The organism is Aeromonas sp. ASNIH1, assembly GCF_002934285.1.
GTDB classification, from domain to species: domain Bacteria; phylum Pseudomonadota; class Gammaproteobacteria; order Enterobacterales; family Aeromonadaceae; genus Aeromonas; species Aeromonas caviae.
Map to the genome: position 1 here is coordinate 2003145 of NZ_CP026228.1, position 16086 is coordinate 2019230.

The 16086-nt window shown below is 63.0% G+C and carries 18 protein-coding genes and 1 riboswitch; of the genes, 15 read left to right on the forward strand and 3 right to left on the reverse strand.

Annotated elements, in window-relative coordinates:
* The 8 genes from lfhA to lfiJ all read left to right on the forward strand — a co-directional run bounded on the left by lfhA (window position 1) and on the right by lfiJ (window position 9442).
* Complete coding sequence (gene lfhA, locus C2U37_RS09715; RefSeq protein ID WP_041211829.1) at window positions 1-2076, forward strand: lateral flagellar biosynthesis protein LfhA; 2076 nt, start codon at window positions 1-3, stop codon at window positions 2074-2076.
* Window positions 2077-2269: 193 nt separating this feature from the next.
* Window positions 2270-2357, forward strand: a riboswitch (cyclic di-GMP riboswitch).
* A 251-nt stretch (window positions 2358-2608) separates the two neighbouring features.
* Complete coding sequence (lafK, locus tag C2U37_RS09720) at window positions 2609-3871, forward strand: lateral flagellar response regulator transcription factor LafK (RefSeq protein ID WP_269475233.1); 1263 nt, start codon at window positions 2609-2611, stop codon at window positions 3869-3871.
* An 11-nt stretch (window positions 3872-3882) separates the two neighbouring features.
* Entirely contained in the window at window positions 3883-4209 is a 327-nt protein-coding gene (lfiE, locus tag C2U37_RS09725; RefSeq protein WP_080767903.1) for a lateral flagellar hook-basal body complex protein LfiE, read from the forward strand.
* A gap of 17 nt (window positions 4210-4226) precedes the next feature.
* Window positions 4227-5972 carry a lateral flagellar M-ring protein FliFL gene (gene fliFL / locus C2U37_RS09730; protein ID WP_406568613.1) on the forward strand — a complete coding sequence of 582 codons (1746 nt, stop codon included), beginning with the start codon at window positions 4227-4229 and terminating at the stop codon, window positions 5970-5972.
* Window positions 5959-6987, forward strand: coding sequence for a lateral flagellar motor switch protein FliGL (gene fliGL, locus C2U37_RS09735; protein WP_041211827.1), 1029 nt, complete (start codon window positions 5959-5961; stop codon window positions 6985-6987). Before fliFL ends, fliGL begins: the two co-directional genes overlap by 14 nt.
* Window positions 6988-6999: 12 nt before the next feature.
* Window positions 7000-7692 carry a lateral flagellar assembly protein FliH gene (lfiH, locus tag C2U37_RS09740; RefSeq protein WP_041211826.1) on the forward strand — a complete coding sequence of 231 codons (693 nt, stop codon included), beginning with the start codon at window positions 7000-7002 and terminating at the stop codon, window positions 7690-7692.
* Complete coding sequence (lfiI, locus tag C2U37_RS09745; protein WP_041214019.1) at window positions 7685-9016, forward strand: lateral flagellar FliI-like assembly ATPase LfiI; 1332 nt, start codon at window positions 7685-7687, stop codon at window positions 9014-9016. Before lfiH ends, lfiI begins: the two co-directional genes overlap by 8 nt.
* A gap of 9 nt (window positions 9017-9025) precedes the next feature.
* Window positions 9026-9442: a lateral flagellar protein LfiJ gene (gene lfiJ / locus C2U37_RS09750; protein ID WP_104452188.1), complete on the forward strand. Its 417-nt coding sequence runs from the start codon at window positions 9026-9028 to the stop codon at window positions 9440-9442.
* 4 nt (window positions 9443-9446) lie between these two features.
* Here the strand turns inward: lfiJ and flgN are convergent, their stop codons facing one another.
* The 3 genes from flgN to lfgA form a co-directional block, all read right to left on the reverse strand.
* A complete protein-coding gene (gene flgN / locus C2U37_RS09755; RefSeq protein ID WP_041214018.1) occupies window positions 9447-9890 on the reverse strand; it encodes a flagellar protein FlgN in 444 nt (147 codons plus the stop codon).
* Window positions 9887-10159, reverse strand: coding sequence for a flagellar biosynthesis anti-sigma factor FlgM (flgM, locus tag C2U37_RS09760; RefSeq protein ID WP_041211822.1), 273 nt, complete (start codon window positions 10157-10159; stop codon window positions 9887-9889). The genes flgN and flgM overlap by 4 nt, the downstream gene beginning before the upstream one ends.
* A gap of 79 nt (window positions 10160-10238) precedes the next feature.
* Window positions 10239-11030 (reverse strand): lateral flagellar basal body P-ring formation protein LfgA, encoded by a 792-nt coding sequence (gene lfgA / locus C2U37_RS09765; RefSeq protein ID WP_041214017.1) that lies wholly within the window; start codon window positions 11028-11030, stop codon window positions 10239-10241.
* 61 nt (window positions 11031-11091) lie between these two features.
* On the opposite strand from lfgA, the gene lfgB reads away from it, so the two are divergent.
* The 7 genes from lfgB to flgH all read left to right on the forward strand — a co-directional run bounded on the left by lfgB (window position 11092) and on the right by flgH (window position 16080).
* On the forward strand, window positions 11092-11481 hold the full coding sequence (gene lfgB, locus C2U37_RS09770; RefSeq protein WP_041211820.1) for a lateral flagellar basal body rod protein LfgB: 390 nt from the start codon (window positions 11092-11094) through the stop codon (window positions 11479-11481).
* A 2-nt stretch (window positions 11482-11483) separates the two neighbouring features.
* Complete coding sequence (flgCL, locus tag C2U37_RS09775) at window positions 11484-11909, forward strand: lateral flagellar basal body rod protein FlgCL (RefSeq protein WP_041211819.1); 426 nt, start codon at window positions 11484-11486, stop codon at window positions 11907-11909.
* Window positions 11910-12593, forward strand: coding sequence for a flagellar hook assembly protein FlgD (locus tag C2U37_RS09780; protein ID WP_104452189.1), 684 nt, complete (start codon window positions 11910-11912; stop codon window positions 12591-12593).
* Between the two features lie 17 nt (window positions 12594-12610).
* Window positions 12611-13804 (forward strand): lateral flagellar hook protein FlgEL, encoded by a 1194-nt coding sequence (gene flgEL, locus C2U37_RS09785; protein WP_041211817.1) that lies wholly within the window; start codon window positions 12611-12613, stop codon window positions 13802-13804.
* A gap of 10 nt (window positions 13805-13814) precedes the next feature.
* Window positions 13815-14549 (forward strand): lateral flagellar basal-body rod protein LfgF, encoded by a 735-nt coding sequence (gene lfgF / locus C2U37_RS09790; RefSeq protein WP_041214015.1) that lies wholly within the window; start codon window positions 13815-13817, stop codon window positions 14547-14549.
* 74 nt (window positions 14550-14623) lie between these two features.
* A complete protein-coding gene (gene lfgG, locus C2U37_RS09795) occupies window positions 14624-15409 on the forward strand; it encodes a lateral flagellar basal-body rod protein LfgG (protein WP_041211815.1) in 786 nt (261 codons plus the stop codon).
* Window positions 15409-16080: a flagellar basal body L-ring protein FlgH gene (gene flgH, locus C2U37_RS09800; RefSeq protein ID WP_041211814.1), complete on the forward strand. Its 672-nt coding sequence runs from the start codon at window positions 15409-15411 to the stop codon at window positions 16078-16080. The genes lfgG and flgH overlap by 1 nt, the downstream gene beginning before the upstream one ends.
* The last annotated feature ends 6 nt before the right edge of the window (window positions 16081-16086 follow it).

Consider the following 16086-nt stretch of genomic DNA (forward strand, 5'->3'; position numbering starts at 1 on the left):
GTGAACTGGCGTGTCTTTACCCAATCCTATACAGCCATCCCCATGATGCTGCTGGCCATCCTGGCGATGATGATACTGCCTCTGCCAGGCTGGCTGCTGGATGCCCTGTTCACCTTCAACATCGTGCTGGCGGTGCTGGTGCTGCTGGTCTCCGTCTCGGCCCGCCGGCCCCTCGACTTCTCCGTCTTCCCGACCGTGCTGCTGGTGGCCACCCTGATGCGCCTCTCCCTCAACGTCGCCTCCACCCGGGTGGTGCTGCTGCACGGCCATGAGGGCAACGAAGCGGCCGGCAAGGTGATCCAGGCCTTCGGCGAAGTGGTCATCGGTGGCAACTACGTGGTGGGTCTGGTGGTCTTCGTCATTCTGATGATCATCAACTTCGTGGTGATCACCAAGGGGGGCGAGCGGATCTCGGAAGTGTCCGCCCGCTTCACCCTGGACGCCATGCCGGGCAAGCAGATGGCCATCGACGCCGACCTCAATGCAGGGACCCTGGATCAGCACCAGGCCCGGGCAAGACGGGAGGAGATCGCCAGGGAAGCAGACTTCTACGGGGCCATGGACGGGGCCTCCAAGTTCGTACGTGGTGATGCCATCGCCGGTCTGCTGGTGCTCATCATCAACCTGGTAGGGGGCCTGGCCATCGGCATCTTCCAGCACTCGCTGCCGGTTTCCGATGCCTTCCGCATCTATGCCCTACTCACCATAGGTGACGGTCTGGTCGCCCAGATCCCCTCCCTGCTGATGTCCACGGCGGCAGCCATCATCGTCACCCGCGTGAGTGACGAAGGGGAGATGTCGGATCAGGTTGGCCAGCAGATCCTGGCCTCTCCTCGGGTTATCTACACGGCGGCTACCGTCATGCTGATCCTGGGGCTGGTTCCCGGCATGCCCATGCTGGCCTTCCTCAGCTTTGCGGCCGTGCTGGCCTGGACCGGCTGGAGCGTCAGCAAGCGCCGGGTGCAGGATCCCGCGCTGGATGCGGCCGAGGCGCTGACGCGCCAGATGGTGCAGCCGGAGCCCCAGGGACTGGAGTGGCAGGATCTGCCCCCGGTGGACGCGGTCGCCATCGAACTGGGTTATCGCCTGGTACCGCTGGCGGAGGCGGACAAGGGGGCCGAGCTGCTGGCCCGGGTGCGCGGTATTCGCAAGACACTCTCCGAGCAGTACGGCTTCCTGCTGCCCGAGATCCGGGTGAGGGACAACCTGCAATTGCAGCCGGATCAGTACCGCATCAAGCTCTCCGGCATCCCTTTGGCCTCGGGCAATGTGGATTGCCAGCGGTTGATGGCCATCAGCAGCGGTGAGACCTATGGCGCCCTGGATGGCGAGCTGACACAGGATCCTGCCTATGGCATGAGTGCGGTCTGGATTTCGCCGGACAACAAGGCCAAGGCCCTCAATCTGGGCTACTCGGTGGTGGATTCCGCCACCGTCATCGCGACTCACGCCAGCAAGCTGCTCAGGGAGCAGCTCGACGGCCTGTTTGGTCATGACGAGGTGGGCAAGCTGGGTCAGCATCTGGCGACCCAGTCCCCCCGTCTTGCGGAAGAGCTCAATCTGGCCCTGACCCAGATGCAGCAACTGCGGGTCTTCCGCCAGTTGCTCAAGGAGCAGATCAGCCTCACCGACATCCGCACCATCGCCACCACCTTGCTGGATGCGAGCGAGCTGACCAAGGATCCCGTCCTGCTGGCGTCCGATGTGCGCTGCGCACTGAAGCGCCAGATCGTCAGACAGGCGATAGGGTCCCGCGACGTGCTGGCGGCCTTCACCCTGGATGACCGGCTGGAGCAGACCCTGCTGACGGCCATGAGCCAGTCACAGCAGCAGGGCAAAATCCAGCTGGACAGCTTCCCGGTGGATCCCCAGTTGCTGGCGCAGTTGCAGCAGAATATGCCGCTGGTGAAGGAGCAACTGCAGCAACAGGGATATGCGCCCGTGCTGGTGGTGATGCCCCAGCTCAGACCGCTGATAGCCCGTTATGCCCGTTCTTTCTCGAAAGGCCTCAAGGTGCTCTCCTATAACGAGATACCGGAAGATTTGCGAGTCGAAGTCATCGGGACTCTGGGCTGAAGTGGAATTGCCTTGGCGTCACAGGGACAGGAAGCGCCTATTCCGCATATCTGCTTGAATTGTCATATAAAGCCGCTATCATGTGACGACTTTTGACGCGATACATACTGACAGCAAAGAAAAAATAGAAATAGTCGGATGTATCACATGGCTTCAGGGACAACGTAGCCATGCCATCCAAATACGGGTCGTCGCATGATAAAGGCAAACTGAACTGAAAAGTCAGGACGCAAAGCCTCCGGTCTAACAGCATTGATGCTAATGATAGCGGGGTTACCAAGGCCATGATTTCCCGCCTTGTTTTTATACCGATACAGACCATTCACTCAATAACGGGTGCTGTCTCTATTTGTGTGTCTTTATTTTTCACGCATCAGTTCTGTTGATTGATTCATGTGCAATCACAGGTTCGGGATATATGTTTTCTGATTTATCTAGCAAGGAAAATTCAATACCGACCGGTATTGAAACGCATGCTCATTTATTATTAGTTTCCGCTTCGTTATCAAATGGAAACGATGTTGATCGTATATTGCTCAGTGCCGGTTATCGTGTTTCCTGTGTCGATTCCGTGTCGCTGGCCAAGCAATTTCTCTCGAACCATGCGGTCGATCTCATTCTGCTCGACATGGCGGTCATGACCGAGGCCGGGCCCGCCATGGTGCAGACGCTGGCAGGGACCGACTGCGTCATTCTGGTCAACGAGCATCAGGCCTACCTGGCGGCGGAAGCCATGCGGGCCGGCGCCATCGACTACATCATCAAGCCCTTCAGCCAGCGCCAGATCCTCGATGTGGTGAGAGGGGCCCTGCGCCTGCGCCAGGCCATTCCCAATCTGATCGCCACGTCTCCCCAGAGCCTGCAGGTGTTGCAGCTTGCCCGGCGGGCAGCCAAGACATCGGCCACCATCCTCATCGGTGGCGAATCCGGAACAGGCAAGGAGCGACTGGCTCGCTACATCCACGAGATGTCCAGCCGGGCCGGCAAGCCTTTCGTGGCCATCAACTGTGCGGCCATCCCGGAAGCCATGCTCGAATCCATCCTGTTCGGACACAGCAAGGGGGCCTTCACCGGGGCAACCGCCAACCAGCAGGGAAAATTCGAGCTGGCCCAGGGCGGCACTCTGCTGCTCGACGAGATCTCCGAACTGCCGCTGGCGCTGCAGGCCAAGTTGCTGCGGGTGCTGCAGGAGAAAGAGGTGGAACGCCTCGGCAGTCATCAGGTGATCGCGCTGGATGTGCGGATCATCGCCGCCAGCAACCGGGACCTGAGGGAGCTGGTGCTGCAGGGCGCGTTTCGCGAGGACCTTTTCTACCGGCTCGACGTGCTTCCCATGAGCTGGCCGGCACTGCGGGAGAGGCGGGATGACATCCTGCCTCTGGCGGAATACTTCATCGAACGCTACGCCGCACAGCAGGGGTATCGCCTCGGCGAGAGTGCCCGTCAGCAACTGCTCTCCTATGACTGGCCTGGCAATGTGCGCGAGCTGGACAACGTGATTCAGCGAGCGCTAATTATGGCTCGCGGCTTGCATATTCAGGCCGTCGATCTGATGTTGCCCCATTACGCCGCCGAAGCCGACACCCCGCAACCGCAGGCGCTTGCGGCCCCCGAGGGGCTCAGCGAGACCAAGCGGCATGCTGAATTTCAATTCGTCCTTGAGACGTTGCGCCGTTTCCGTGGTCACCGGACACGCACGGCCGAAGCCCTCGGAATGACGACCCGGGCACTTAGATACAAGCTGGCTGCCATGCGCGAGCAGGGCATCGATGTCGAGCAGCAGATACAAAACTAAGGGATAACCGAGTGAAGATTGAGATCATGTCATCACAGGTGACGCTCCTGCAGCAGATGCAGGAAATGCAGCGAGTCGCCAGTCAACCCCCTTCCATCGAACCGAACGAGGCGTCAGGCGTCTCGTTCAGCGACGCCATGCGCGACGTCGTCGGCCGCGTCAACGAGCAGCAGAACATCGCCTCCCGATTGATGACCGCCGTCGATGCGGGTCAGAGCGACGATCTGGTGGGGGCCATGGTGGCCAGCCAGAAGGCCGGTCTCAGTTTTTCCGCCCTGATGCAGGTGCGCAACAAACTGATGACGGGCTTTGATGACATCATGCGCATGCCGCTCTGAGGTTGATCATGACTGAACTGGTATCCTCCGCACCGGGGGCGTCGGGCTCCCTGCTGGCCCGGGTGCAGGACGGGGTGCGCAACTGGCGTACCCTGTCTCGCGACAACAAATCCATTCTGACCATCGCGCTGCTGGCCGCCGTGGTTGCCGCCACCATAGTGGTCATCCTCTGGACCTCCAGCAAGAATTACGTGCCCCTCTACGGCAAGCAGGAGCTTTACGACACCGCCAACATCATGGAGATGCTGGAGAAGGAGCAGGTACCCTTCCGGCTGGAGAAAAGCTCCGGCCAGATCCTGGTACCTGAAAGCCAGTTGGCCCACATCCGCATGGCGCTGGCCGCGCGGGGCGTGAGGGCGGCCATGCCGTCCGGCCTGGAGGGGCTCGACAATGTCACCGGCCTTGGCACCAGCGAGTTCATGGAAGGGGCGCGCTACCGCCATGCCCTGGAAGGGGAGCTGGCCAGAACCATCATCTCCCTGGATGCGGTGCGCAGTGCCCGGGTGCATCTGGCCATTCCGAAGCGGACCCTGTTCGTGGGGCGCGACGAGGAAAAACCCAGCGCGTCCGTGATGCTGGATCTGCAACCGGGCCAGACCATGGAGCCGGGCCAGGTCGAGGCGATTGCCAACCTGGTGGCGGGCAGTATCTCCGGCATGAAGCCCGGGGCCGTCACCGTGGTGGATCAAAGCGGCCAGCTGCTGAGTGCCGAGCTCGGCGACAAGGCCGGTTTCGGCAAGCAGAGCGTCCAGCAGATGGAATATGTGCGCAAGCTGGAGCAGTACATTCGCCAGCGTGCCAGCGACATGCTCTCCCCCATGCTGGGCACGGGCAACTTCCGGGTGCAGATCGCCGCGGACGTCAATTTCAATGCGGTGGAAGAGACCCAGCAACAGCTCGATCCCAATGCCGTGGTGACCAGGGAGTCCAACAAATCGGACAAGACCATCGATGCCCTGGCCCTCGGTATCCCCGGTGCGCTCTCCAATCGACCGCCCGAAACCGCTCCCAAGACCGATCAGGCCGCCACCGAGGGGAATGCTGCCCAGAAGCCTGCCAAGAACGATACCCGCACCGAGCGGCAGGAAGTCAGCAGGCAGTATGAAAGCAGCCGCACCATAGTGCATACCCGCTATCAGCAGGGACGACTGGAGAAGATGAACGTCTCCATCCTGCTCAATCAGCAGAGCGCCCCCAAGGAGGGGTGGAGTCCGGAACAGCTCGAGCAGATCCGCCAGATGGTGGAGCGCTCGGTGGGCTTTGACGGCACCCGTGGCGACCAGATCAGTCTGCAGGTCTTCGATTTCACCGGTGCGGTGCCGGTGGAGCCGCCAGCGTCGAGCTGGCTGGAAACCCCTTACTGGCAAGACTCCCTGCGTTACCTGGTGGGTGGTTTGCTGGGGCTGACCCTGGTGTTCTTCGGCATCCGTCCTCTGGTGAAGCACCTGGTGCGTACCCAGCAATATCCCGACACTGATGCCGCACAGGAGCCGGACGAGGAGCAGGAGCCGACCATGGGCCTCTCCATGCGCCGGGAAGGGGATGGGGAACTGGAAGAGTCTGCGACGGGCAAGAGCCTGTCCCAGTCTCAGTCCGAGTTCCGGCTCGAGCCCCAGTTCTCCTCCCTGGATCTGGAGGCGCTGCCCGAACCGGGTTCCGAGCTGGAAGTCCAGCTCAAGCACCTGCAACTGCTGGTAGACAAGGACACGGCCCGGGTGGCGGAAGTGGTCAGACAATGGGTGAGTGGCAATGAGCAACGTTAATCTGAATCAGAACGCGGTCGACATCGACATCGACAATCTGGAAAAAGCCGCGATCCTGCTGCTGAGCATGGGCACCGAGGCGGCGGCCAAGGTGATGCAGAAGTTGTCCCGCGACGAAGTGCAGCGCCTCATCTCCAAGATGGCCAGCCTCTCCGGCGTGAGTTCGATAGAAGCCAAGTGGACGCTGCAGCAGTTCTTCAACCAGTATCGCGAGCAGAGCGGCATCGGCAGCGCCTCCCGGGAATATCTGGAACAGACCCTGGATCTGGCGCTGGGCCAGCGGCTTTCCCGCAGCCTGCTCGACAGCCTCTATGGCGATGCGATGAGCCAGGACATCCAGCGCCTGCAATGGGTGCCGGCGGATGTGCTGGCCCGCTTCTTCCGCAATGAGCATCCCCAGATGCAGGCGGTCTTGCTCGCCTTTCTGCCCCCCCAGACCGCCTCTGCCGTGCTCGATGCCCTGCCGGGGTCGGTGCACGACGATCTGCTGGTGAGGGTTGCGAGCCTCAGCTCGGTCAGCGAACACGTGCTGGGTGAGCTGCGGCTCACCCTGGATCGCTGCCTCGCCTATGTGGCCGATCAGTCCGGCGCCAAGGTCAACGGGGTGCGCCAGGTGGCCGATATCCTCAATCGCTATCAGGGGAACAAGGAGCAGATGCTCACCCTGCTGCGGGAGCACGATGGTGAGCTGGCCCTCGAAATCGAGAAGAACATGTTCGACTTCATGGCCCTGCGTCGCCAGAGCGACGATACCCTGCAACGTCTGGTGCAGGAGCTGCCGGCGGATCTGCTGGCCCTGGCCCTGAAGAACACCGATGCCGGTTTCCGCAAGGTGGTACTTGGCGCCATGCCCAAACGGATGGCACAGGCACTGGAGGCCCAGATCCAGGATCAGGGCAGCGTCTCCCTGCGCAAAGTGGAGCAGGCCCGGGAAGAGGCCATGAAGCTGGTGCGCGAGCTGGTGGAGCAGGGCGAGATCGAGTTCCAGCTGTTCGAAGAGCCCACCGTCAGTTAACAGGAGACAGGCATGAGTCAGCATGTGCGCAAACTGGCGGCAGGTGCCACCCGTCTCTACCGCTTCCCGGCACTGGGCCAGAGCGGGGAAGAGGCCAGAAGCCAGCAGGAAGAGTTCGAATACGGCTACCAGCAGGGGCTGGAGCAGGGGCAGGCGGAAGGGTATCAGGCCGGTTACCAGCAGGGGCTGGCCAGTGGCCTGTTCGAGGGGGAAGCCAAGGGGCTGCAGCAGGGACAGGTGCGTGGTCTGGCCCAGGGGCTGGCCGAGGGACGTGCCGCCTTCGATGAGGCCATGGTGCCCTTTGCAACGTTGCAGCAGCAGTGGGAATCCCTGACCCGGGCCCGGATGCTGGAACAGAAGGCCCTGGTCGCCCAGCTGGTGGCCCAGGTGGCCAAGCGCGTGATTCAGGCCGAGTTCACCCTCAATCCCCAGCAGGTGCTCCAGCAGGTGGAGCAGGCCATGGCCAGCCTGCCGAGCGAGTCGGAAGAGCTGGTGATCTACCTCAACGAAGGAGACCGGCAGCGCCTGGCTGAGCAGGGGGTGACCCGCTGCGAGAAGTGGCCGTTGCAGGTGGATCCGGCACTGGCCGTGGGGGACGCCCGCATCGAGACACGGGCCGCGGTGGTCGAGATCAACACGGGGGAGCGCCTCGGCCGCTGCATCGAACAACTCAACCAGACCCTGGAACTCTCTTCGGATGCATGATGCGCTGCAACAGGCGCTGACCTGTGCCCTCGATAGCCTGGAGGAGGTGCCCGGCTATCGTCGTTATGGCAGGCTGGTGCGCGTGACCGGCCTGACTCTGGAAGTCGTGGGGTGCCAGCTCATCATGGGGCAGCGCTGCGAGGTGGAGACCGCCACCGGCGCCGCCCTGCTGGCGGAAGTGGTCGGCTTCAACCGTGACATTTCCTACCTGATGCCGCTCCAGCCCATGAGCGGTCTCTATGCCGGCGCCCGGGTGCTGCCCGTCGACGGAGAGGAGACCATCCGGGTCGGCGAGCATCTGCTTGGCCGGGTCGTGGATGGCCTGCTGCAACCGCTGGATGGCCGTCCCCTGAAAGAGGAAGGGGAACGGGTTCCCCTGTTTTCCTCCCCTCCCAATCCCCTGTTGCGCACCCCGGTACGCGAACCGCTCGACGTGGGCATCCGGGCCATCAATGGCCTGCTGACGGTGGGCAAGGGCCAGCGTCTGGGACTGTTTGCCGGTTCAGGTGTGGGCAAGAGCATGCTGCTCGGCATGATGACCCGCAATACCAGCGCCCGCATCGTGGTGGTGGGGCTCATCGGCGAGCGTGGCCGGGAGGTGAGGGAGTTCATCGAACACAGCCTGGGCAGCGAGGGGCTTGCCCGTGCCGTGGTGATCGCGGCACCGGCGGATCAGTCCCCCCTGATGCGGCTGCGCGCCGCCCAGCTGTGCCACCGCATCGCCGAATATTTCCGCGAACAGGGTCAGGATGTGTTGCTGCTGATGGACTCCCTGACCCGCTACGCCCAGGCCCAGCGGGAAATCGCGCTGGCCATCGGCGAACCCCCTGCGACCCGCGGCTATCCGCCCTCGGTGTTCAGCCTGCTTACCCAGCTGGTGGAGCGGGCGGGCAACGGCACGCACCCCGAGGGCAGCCTGAGCGCCTTCTATACCGTGCTGGCGGAAGGGGATGACCAGCAGGATCCCGTGGTGGATTCCGCCAGGGCCATTCTCGATGGTCACATCGTGCTGACCCGCCGCCTGGCGGAGGAGGGGCACTATCCCGCCATCGACATCGGTGCCTCGGTGAGCCGGGTGATGCCTCAGGTGGTCTCTCCCGAATGGCAGGGGCTGGCTGTGAATCTGCGCCAGCTCTGGGGCCGTTACCAGCAGGTGCGTGAGTTGCTGCCCCTGGGGGGTTATCAGCCCGGGGCGGATCCCCAGATGGACGAGGCGGTCCAGCGCTATCCTGCGATCGCCAGTTTCCTGCAGCAGGGCATTCAGGAAGAGACGCCCATCACCCAGGTGCTGGGCGGTCTCAAGCATGTGCTCGGCAGGGCGTAAGGAGGCGGCATGCTGAAATCCTATCTCGGTCTGCAGCAGGATGCCCTGGAGGCCATGGGCAAGGAGCGGCAGCGTCTGCGCGAGGTGGCGATGAAGGAGGAGCACCGAGCCCTCAGGCTGCAGGAGGTCATCGAGACGATGCATCCGGGCTCGTCGAGCTTTCATCCCCTGCTGTGGCAGAACAAGCAGCAGATGCAGGGGCAGCTTCGCCACCTGCTGATCCACCAGTTGCAGCAGTGTGCGCTCGCCAGCCAGGATCTGGCTCATCACGAGGGGCAGCTCGTCAGGCAGTTCGGTCGGGTCAAGGGGCTGGAGCTGTTGCTGGACAAGCGGGCCCTGGCGGCCCGTCAGCGTCAGGAGTCGGGTGAGCAGCGGCAGCTCGACGAACTCGCCGCACTGGGTCATCGTGCCCGGCAGGGAACGTAAAGGGTCAGTCGGGGAAGTGCTCCTGCCTGCCATAGGATGACTCCTGGCCCAGCAGGGTGTGGATGGTCTCTATCTGGCTTGCCAGCAGGCGGCCGTTCTGCTCGTTCTGGCGGCGGCACTGTAGCAGCAACTGCTCCAGCCGCTGCCACTGCTCGTCCACTTGCTGGCGCAGCGGGGAGGGGAGCTTGCCGATGAGGATGGCCATGCCCCGTTCGTCAGGTTTGAGCCCCAGTGCCTGGAGATGTTCGCAGCGCAGCCTGACCTGGTGCTGGATCTCGCCCATGAGCCGGGTCTGTTGCCGGTTGTGTTCCGTCAGCCCGGCCACGTCGTGGCTTGCCAGCAGACGGTACTGATTGAGCAGCAACTGCAGCAGGTCGGCGTAGCGGCCACAATCCTGCCGGATGCCGATGATCAACTGCTGGATCCGTTGTTTGGGAGGCAGACTCATCGGCGATGCATGTCCAGAATGGCCTGGCTCAGGGCATCCATGTCCAGTTCGAGCCGACCCTCGCTGATGGCCTGGCGGATCTGGTTGACCTTCTCCATGTCCACATCAGAGGTGGAGGCCAGCTCGACCCTCGCCTGATTGATGGTCTGGGCGGTGGCGCTGATCCTGGCTTCCCCCTGGCTGGCCTGGGGCTGGGGTGCCGGTGTGGCTCCCGCCTTGCGCTGAGACTGGGGTTGAACGTAGACAGGGTCGGTGCGTGTGATTTTCATAACGTGAATTCCTGGTGGTCTCTCTTGTGACAGGCGACCCTGAGGTGGCCGAACTTGAATCAAACTCGCCATTTCTGCGCTAAAAGCGGGTTTCGACTTCCCCCTTGTCAACCACCCAGGCCTGGATCTCTTTGCCGGAACCGATATTCCTGACCCTCACCCCTTCACCGATGGCGCCGTTTGACAAGGCCGTTCCACGGGTCGTGGCCGAAAAGCCCGGTTGCCCGGCCCGGATCAGCACCCCTTCCCCTGCCCGGACGGCCCAGGCCTGTTGCAGATCGAGTTCACCGACCAGTTGCCCCATCCTCAGATGGCGAAGGCTCTTGCTGCCTGCCAGGGGCTGCGAGCTGTGGGTGAAGCCCCGCTGCAACCGGCTGGCATCGAGGGATTTCTCCAGCAGATCCTCCGGGGCGATGACATGTCCCTTGGGGATGTCCCGTGCCGCCACCCAGACCGGCAACATCAGGGTGACCTCCACCCGGGCCCGCAACTGCCAGGCGGGCTCGGTACATTCCACCAGATAGGGGCGCCGCCCCCAGGGCTGGCGATACTGCCCGCCAGCCTGGAAGCGAACCGCCTGACGACATGCCGGCAGGTGGGCCACGGCGGGGGAGAGCCAGACCTGATAGTCGGCCCGGGTCTCTGGCCAGGCTTGCTGGCGCAGATACTCCCCCAGTGCCGTTTCGGCATCTGCCCTCAGACCGTCGGTCAACTGCTGCGACAGCGACGAAGTGGCCGCCCACGAGGGGAGCGCCAGGAGCAGCAGGGCAAGGAGACCTGCTCGCTTCCCTATGGGAAACAATGCTTCCCCTTTTGTCACTCTTGTCAGCCAGGGGTGATGGCCTGACCAGCGGAAACAACGGTTTTTCATGATTGGCATGAGTCTTGATAAAGGATGCACCGGTCTGACTGGTTCACAAGAAGGATGAAGCATGAGTATCTCATTTGACAGTGCGCTTGGCGTACACCCCTATGCCCTCGATGTGCGGGCAGACAGGGCTCGTATTCTGGCAGGGAACTTGGCCAATGTGGATACCCCGGGCTATCTGGCACGGGATGTGGATTACAAGGCCATCCTCGGCCGGGTCGCCCGGCAGGTGGAGGCAGGAGAGCCGGGCAGCACCATCAGCGAGGGCACCATGGGCAATGACATGCAACATCCCCTCTACCGCATACCCTATCAGGTCTCCATGGATGGCAACACCGCAGAGCTCAGCGTGGAGCAGAGCAAGTTTGCCAGCAATGCCACCGACTTCCAGACCAGTCTCACCTTCCTGAATATGAAAATCACCGGGATCGCCAAGGCGATCGAGGGCCGTTAATCATGTCGTTCAATCGCATCTATGACATCGCCGGCAGCGCCATGCGGGCGCAGACCGTCCGCCTTGACACCGTGGCTTCCAACCTCGCCAACGTCGACAGCGCCGCCGGCAGCGAAGAGGCCGCCTTCCGCGCCATCAAGCCCGTCTTCTCCACCCTCTATCAGCGGGTGCAGGAGGCCGAGGGGCTGGGGGCAGCCCAGGTGCAGATCGCCGGTATCGTCCAGTCTGACCGCCAGGTGGAGAAACGTCTGGAGCCGACCAATCCCCTGGCCGACGGGGATGGCTTCGTTTACTACTCCAACGTCAATGCGGTGGAAGAGATGGCGGACATGATGAGCGCCTCCCGGGGATTCGAGACCTCGGTCGAGGTGATCAACCGCATCAACAGCATGCAGCAAGGGCTGCTGCGTCTTGGTCAGGGGGTGTAAATGAGCCTGCCTCAAGTCAGCAGCCTGGATACCGCCCGCAGCGCCAGCCAGCGCGCCGCCACCCCTGAGATAGCCGCCAACGGTACTTCCGAGGGGCAGGGGGTCCAGCTTCGCAACGAATTCCTCCAGATGATGGTGGCCCAGATCCAGAACCAGGATCCCACCAACCCCCTGGATGGTGCCCAGTACGTTACCCAGCTGGCCCAGTTCAGCATGGTGGAAGGGGTCGAGAGCCTGAAAGTGCTGCAGCAGAAGTCCATCAACATGATGGACACCCAGCAGGTGCTCCAGAGCACGGATCTCATCGACAAGGAAGTGATGGTGCCGAGCCAGACCCTTGGCCATGAGCAGGAGAAGGCGATCCGCGGTCAGGTGGAGCTGGGCGGCGCGGCCGACACGGTCGAGCTCAAGGTCTATGACAAGCACGGCACCCTGGTCGCCACCAAGAACTGGGGCGAGAGCAAGGCGGGGGCGCTGGATTACGAATTGCCGGTGCTGCCCGCTGGCGAATACAGCTTCGAGGTGAAGGCTTCCCTGGGGGGAGTCGCCACCACCACCCGCAATTATGTAGCCAGCCAGGTGGAGCGCGTCAGCTTGCCGGGCACGGGCGAGATCATGCTGCAAGTGGCAGGCGTGGGGGAGGTTCCCCTGTTCAGCGCCGTCCAGTTTGGCAAGTCGGCGTAACCAGATAGGAGCGAAACATGTCTTTTAATATCGGACTGAGTGGCCTGCGCGCCGTCAACCAGGAATTGAGCGTCATCAGCAACAACGTGGCCAACGCCAGCACCGCCGGTTTCAAGTCCAGCCGTGCCGAGTTTGCCGCCATCTACGGTGGCGGCCAGGCCGGCGGCGTGGAGATGAGCAACGTCTCCCAGAACTTCGATCGCAACGGGGATGTGACCCGTACCGGGCGGGGCCTGGATCTGGCCATCTCCGGCAACGGCTTCTTCGTGCTCAAGGATGACAACGGTCAGACCTCCTATACCCGGGCCGGCCTGTTCCAGCGTGATGCCAGCAACTACCTGATCACCGCCAGCGGCAACCGTCTGCAGGGTTATGTGACCAATGATGCGGGTGAGCTGCAATCCGGCGTGGTGGGTGACATTCAGGTCAAGGCGGGCAGCCTGGCGGCCAAGCCGTCTGACACCCTGGAGTTCGTGGCGAACCTCAAGGCGGACGCCAGCGTCATCGACCAGGGGCTGCACCCCTTCGATCCCGCCAAGGCGGACAGCTTCAGCTACTCCCAGTCCAGCAAGGTGTATGACTCTCTTGGGGTCGAGCACACCGTCACCCAGTATTTCGTGAAGACCGGCGAGAACACCTGGCAGGTCAACTATGCCTTCAACGGGACCCAGACCGGTGCGCCGGTGACCATGGAGTTCAACACCAACGGCACCCTGAAGTCGCCGACCACGGCCCCCGTACTGAACCTGGCCCCCGCCGGTGCCGAGCCCATCACCCTCACCGCCGATCTGGCCCGGGTCAGCCAGTACGCCTCCGATTTCAACGCCACGCGCAACCAGTCCAACGGCTATACCGCCGGGGATCTGACCGGGGTCAGGGTGGATGCGGACGGCGGTGTCTACGCCACCTTCACCAACGGCCAGAGCCTGCTCCAGGGTCAGGTGGTGATGGCGAACTTCGCCAATCCCCAGGGCCTGCTGCAAGCGAACAACACCACCTGGCAGCAGTCGTTCAGCTCGGGCCAGCCCGTGCTGGGGGCACCGGGCAGCGGGACCCTGGGCGGCCTGACGGCGGGAGCCTACGAGGCATCCAACGTCGACTTGACCGGGGAACTGGTCAGCCTGATGACCTCCCAGCGCAACTACCAGGCCAACGCCAAGACCATCAGCTCGGCGGACAAGATGACCCAGGTCCTGTTCAACTCCTTCTAAGGCGTGATTCGTGGAAAAGCTTATCTATACCGCCATGTCGGGGGCGCAACACACCCTCATGGCCCAGCAGATCCGGGCCAACAACCTGGCCAACGTGAATACCGCCGGTTTTCGTGCCGACTTCGAGCGGGCGTCCGCCTATGCCCTGACCGGCGATGGCTACCAGAGCCGGGTCATGGCCAGGGAAGAGCAGGCGGGAACCGACTTTCGGGCGGGTGCCCTGATGCAGACCGGCCGCAAGCTGGACGTGGCGATCCGCGGCGACGGTTTTCTCACCGTGCAGACAGCAGACGGCAAGGAGGCCTACACCCGTGCCGGCAACCTGGAGGTGGACGGGGAGGGGTTGCTGACCCTCAACGGCCGTCCCGTGCTCGGGGATGGCGGCGAGATGGTGCTGCCCGCCTATCGGGATCTGAGCTTTGGCAAGGATGGCTCCCTCAGCATCACCCCGCCGGGGGGCGGCGCCCGTCTGGACGTGGGCCGGCTCAAGCTGGTGAACCCGGATCCGGCCGAGCTGGTCAAGGGGGCTGACGGCCTGTTCCGCCAGCGCCAGGGCGGGGATGCCGAGATCAGCGAGCAGGTGGTGCTGGCGTCCGGTTTCCTCGAGGGGGCCAACGTGAACGCGGTGGACGAGCTGATCGGCAGCATGTCCCTGACCCGCAATTTCGAGTTGCAGGTCAAGTTGATGAAGACGGCGGACGAGCAGGCCAGGCAGGGTGCCAGGCTGATCTCTGGCCAGGGCTGACGGCGGCCATGGCGGCCGGGAATGAATACTGACGGGGTGCACCCCGTTCGAACGAATCAGGTGGAGAAACGAAGATGCATGCAGCGCTTTGGGTGAGCAAGACGGGTCTGTCGGCACAGGATGCCAAGATGGCCAGCATTTCCAACAACCTGGCCAACGTCAACACGGTCGGTTTCAAGCGCGATCGGGTGGCGTTCGAGGATCTGTTCTATCAGGTTCAGCGCCAGCCCGGTGCCCAGCAGGATCAGCAGAACCTGTCCCCCATCGGCATCCAGATGGGTAACGGTGTGCGGGTGGTCGGCACCCAGAAGGTATTCACGCCAGGGCAGTTCCAGAACACCAATCAGGAGCTGGACATGGCGGTGGTGGGGGCCGGCTTCTTCAGCGTCGAGCGCCCGGATGGCGAGACGGCCTATACCCGCAACGGTCAATGGCACCGCAATGCGGAAGGGCTGCTGGTCAATGCCGACGGCCTGCCCATGCTGCCGCAGATCCAGATCCCGGACAACGCTACCAAGATCGCCATCGGCACAGACGGCACCGTGAGCGCCACCCTGCCGGGACAGCAGGAGAACGTGGAGCTGGGGCGCATCACCCTGACCAACTTCTCCAACCCGGCCGGTCTGGAAGCCCTGGGGGGCAACCTCTACCGGGCGACCGGTGCCTCCGGTGAAGCCATCGAAGGGGTTCCGGGTGAAGAGGCCATGGGGGCCATCAAGCAGTTCACCCTGGAGAGTTCCAACGTGAACGTGGTGGAAGAGATGGTGGACATGATCACCACCCAGCGCGCCTACGAGATGAATGCCAAGGTGGTCTCCTCCGCCGATCAGATGCTCAAATTCGTGACCCAGGCGCTGTGATGATGAGGCCGGTGTGGTATTGCGTCGTGCTCGCCCTGCTGCTGGGGGGCTGCTCCACCTATGAGTTGCAGGCCCCCGAGCCCGGTGACGAGAAGTGGGCTCCTTCCCGCTCCGAGCTGACGAAAGCCGGGGTGGGGGAGGATGGCAGCCTCTACCGTAACGACTATATGATGACCCTGTTCCAGGATCGCCGTGCCTACCGGGTCGGCGACATCCTGACCGTCATGCTGGAGGAGCGCACCCAGTCCAGCAAGAAGGCCAACACCAGCATGAACAAGAACAGCAATCTGAGCGTGCCTGTGCCTTCCATCGGCGGTGTTTCCCGACCGGACTGGAGTGCCTCTATCAAGGCGGATCGCGACTTCGACGGCGGGGCGACCTCCAGCCAGCAGAATACTCTGGCGGGGGCCATCACGGTCACCGTGGCCGAAGTGATGCCCAACGGGGTGCTGGGGATCCGGGGGGAGAAGTGGATCCGCCTCAACCAGGGGGATGAGTACATCCGTCTTGGGGGCATGGTGCGGGTCGAGGACATCGACCAGAGCAACCGCATCTCGTCCCAGCGCATCGCCGATGCCCGCATCACCTATGCCGGTCGCGGTGCCCTGGCCGACAGCAACCAGATGGGCTGGCTGTCGCGCTTCTTCAGTTCCGCCTTCTCCCCCTTGTGAGGATTT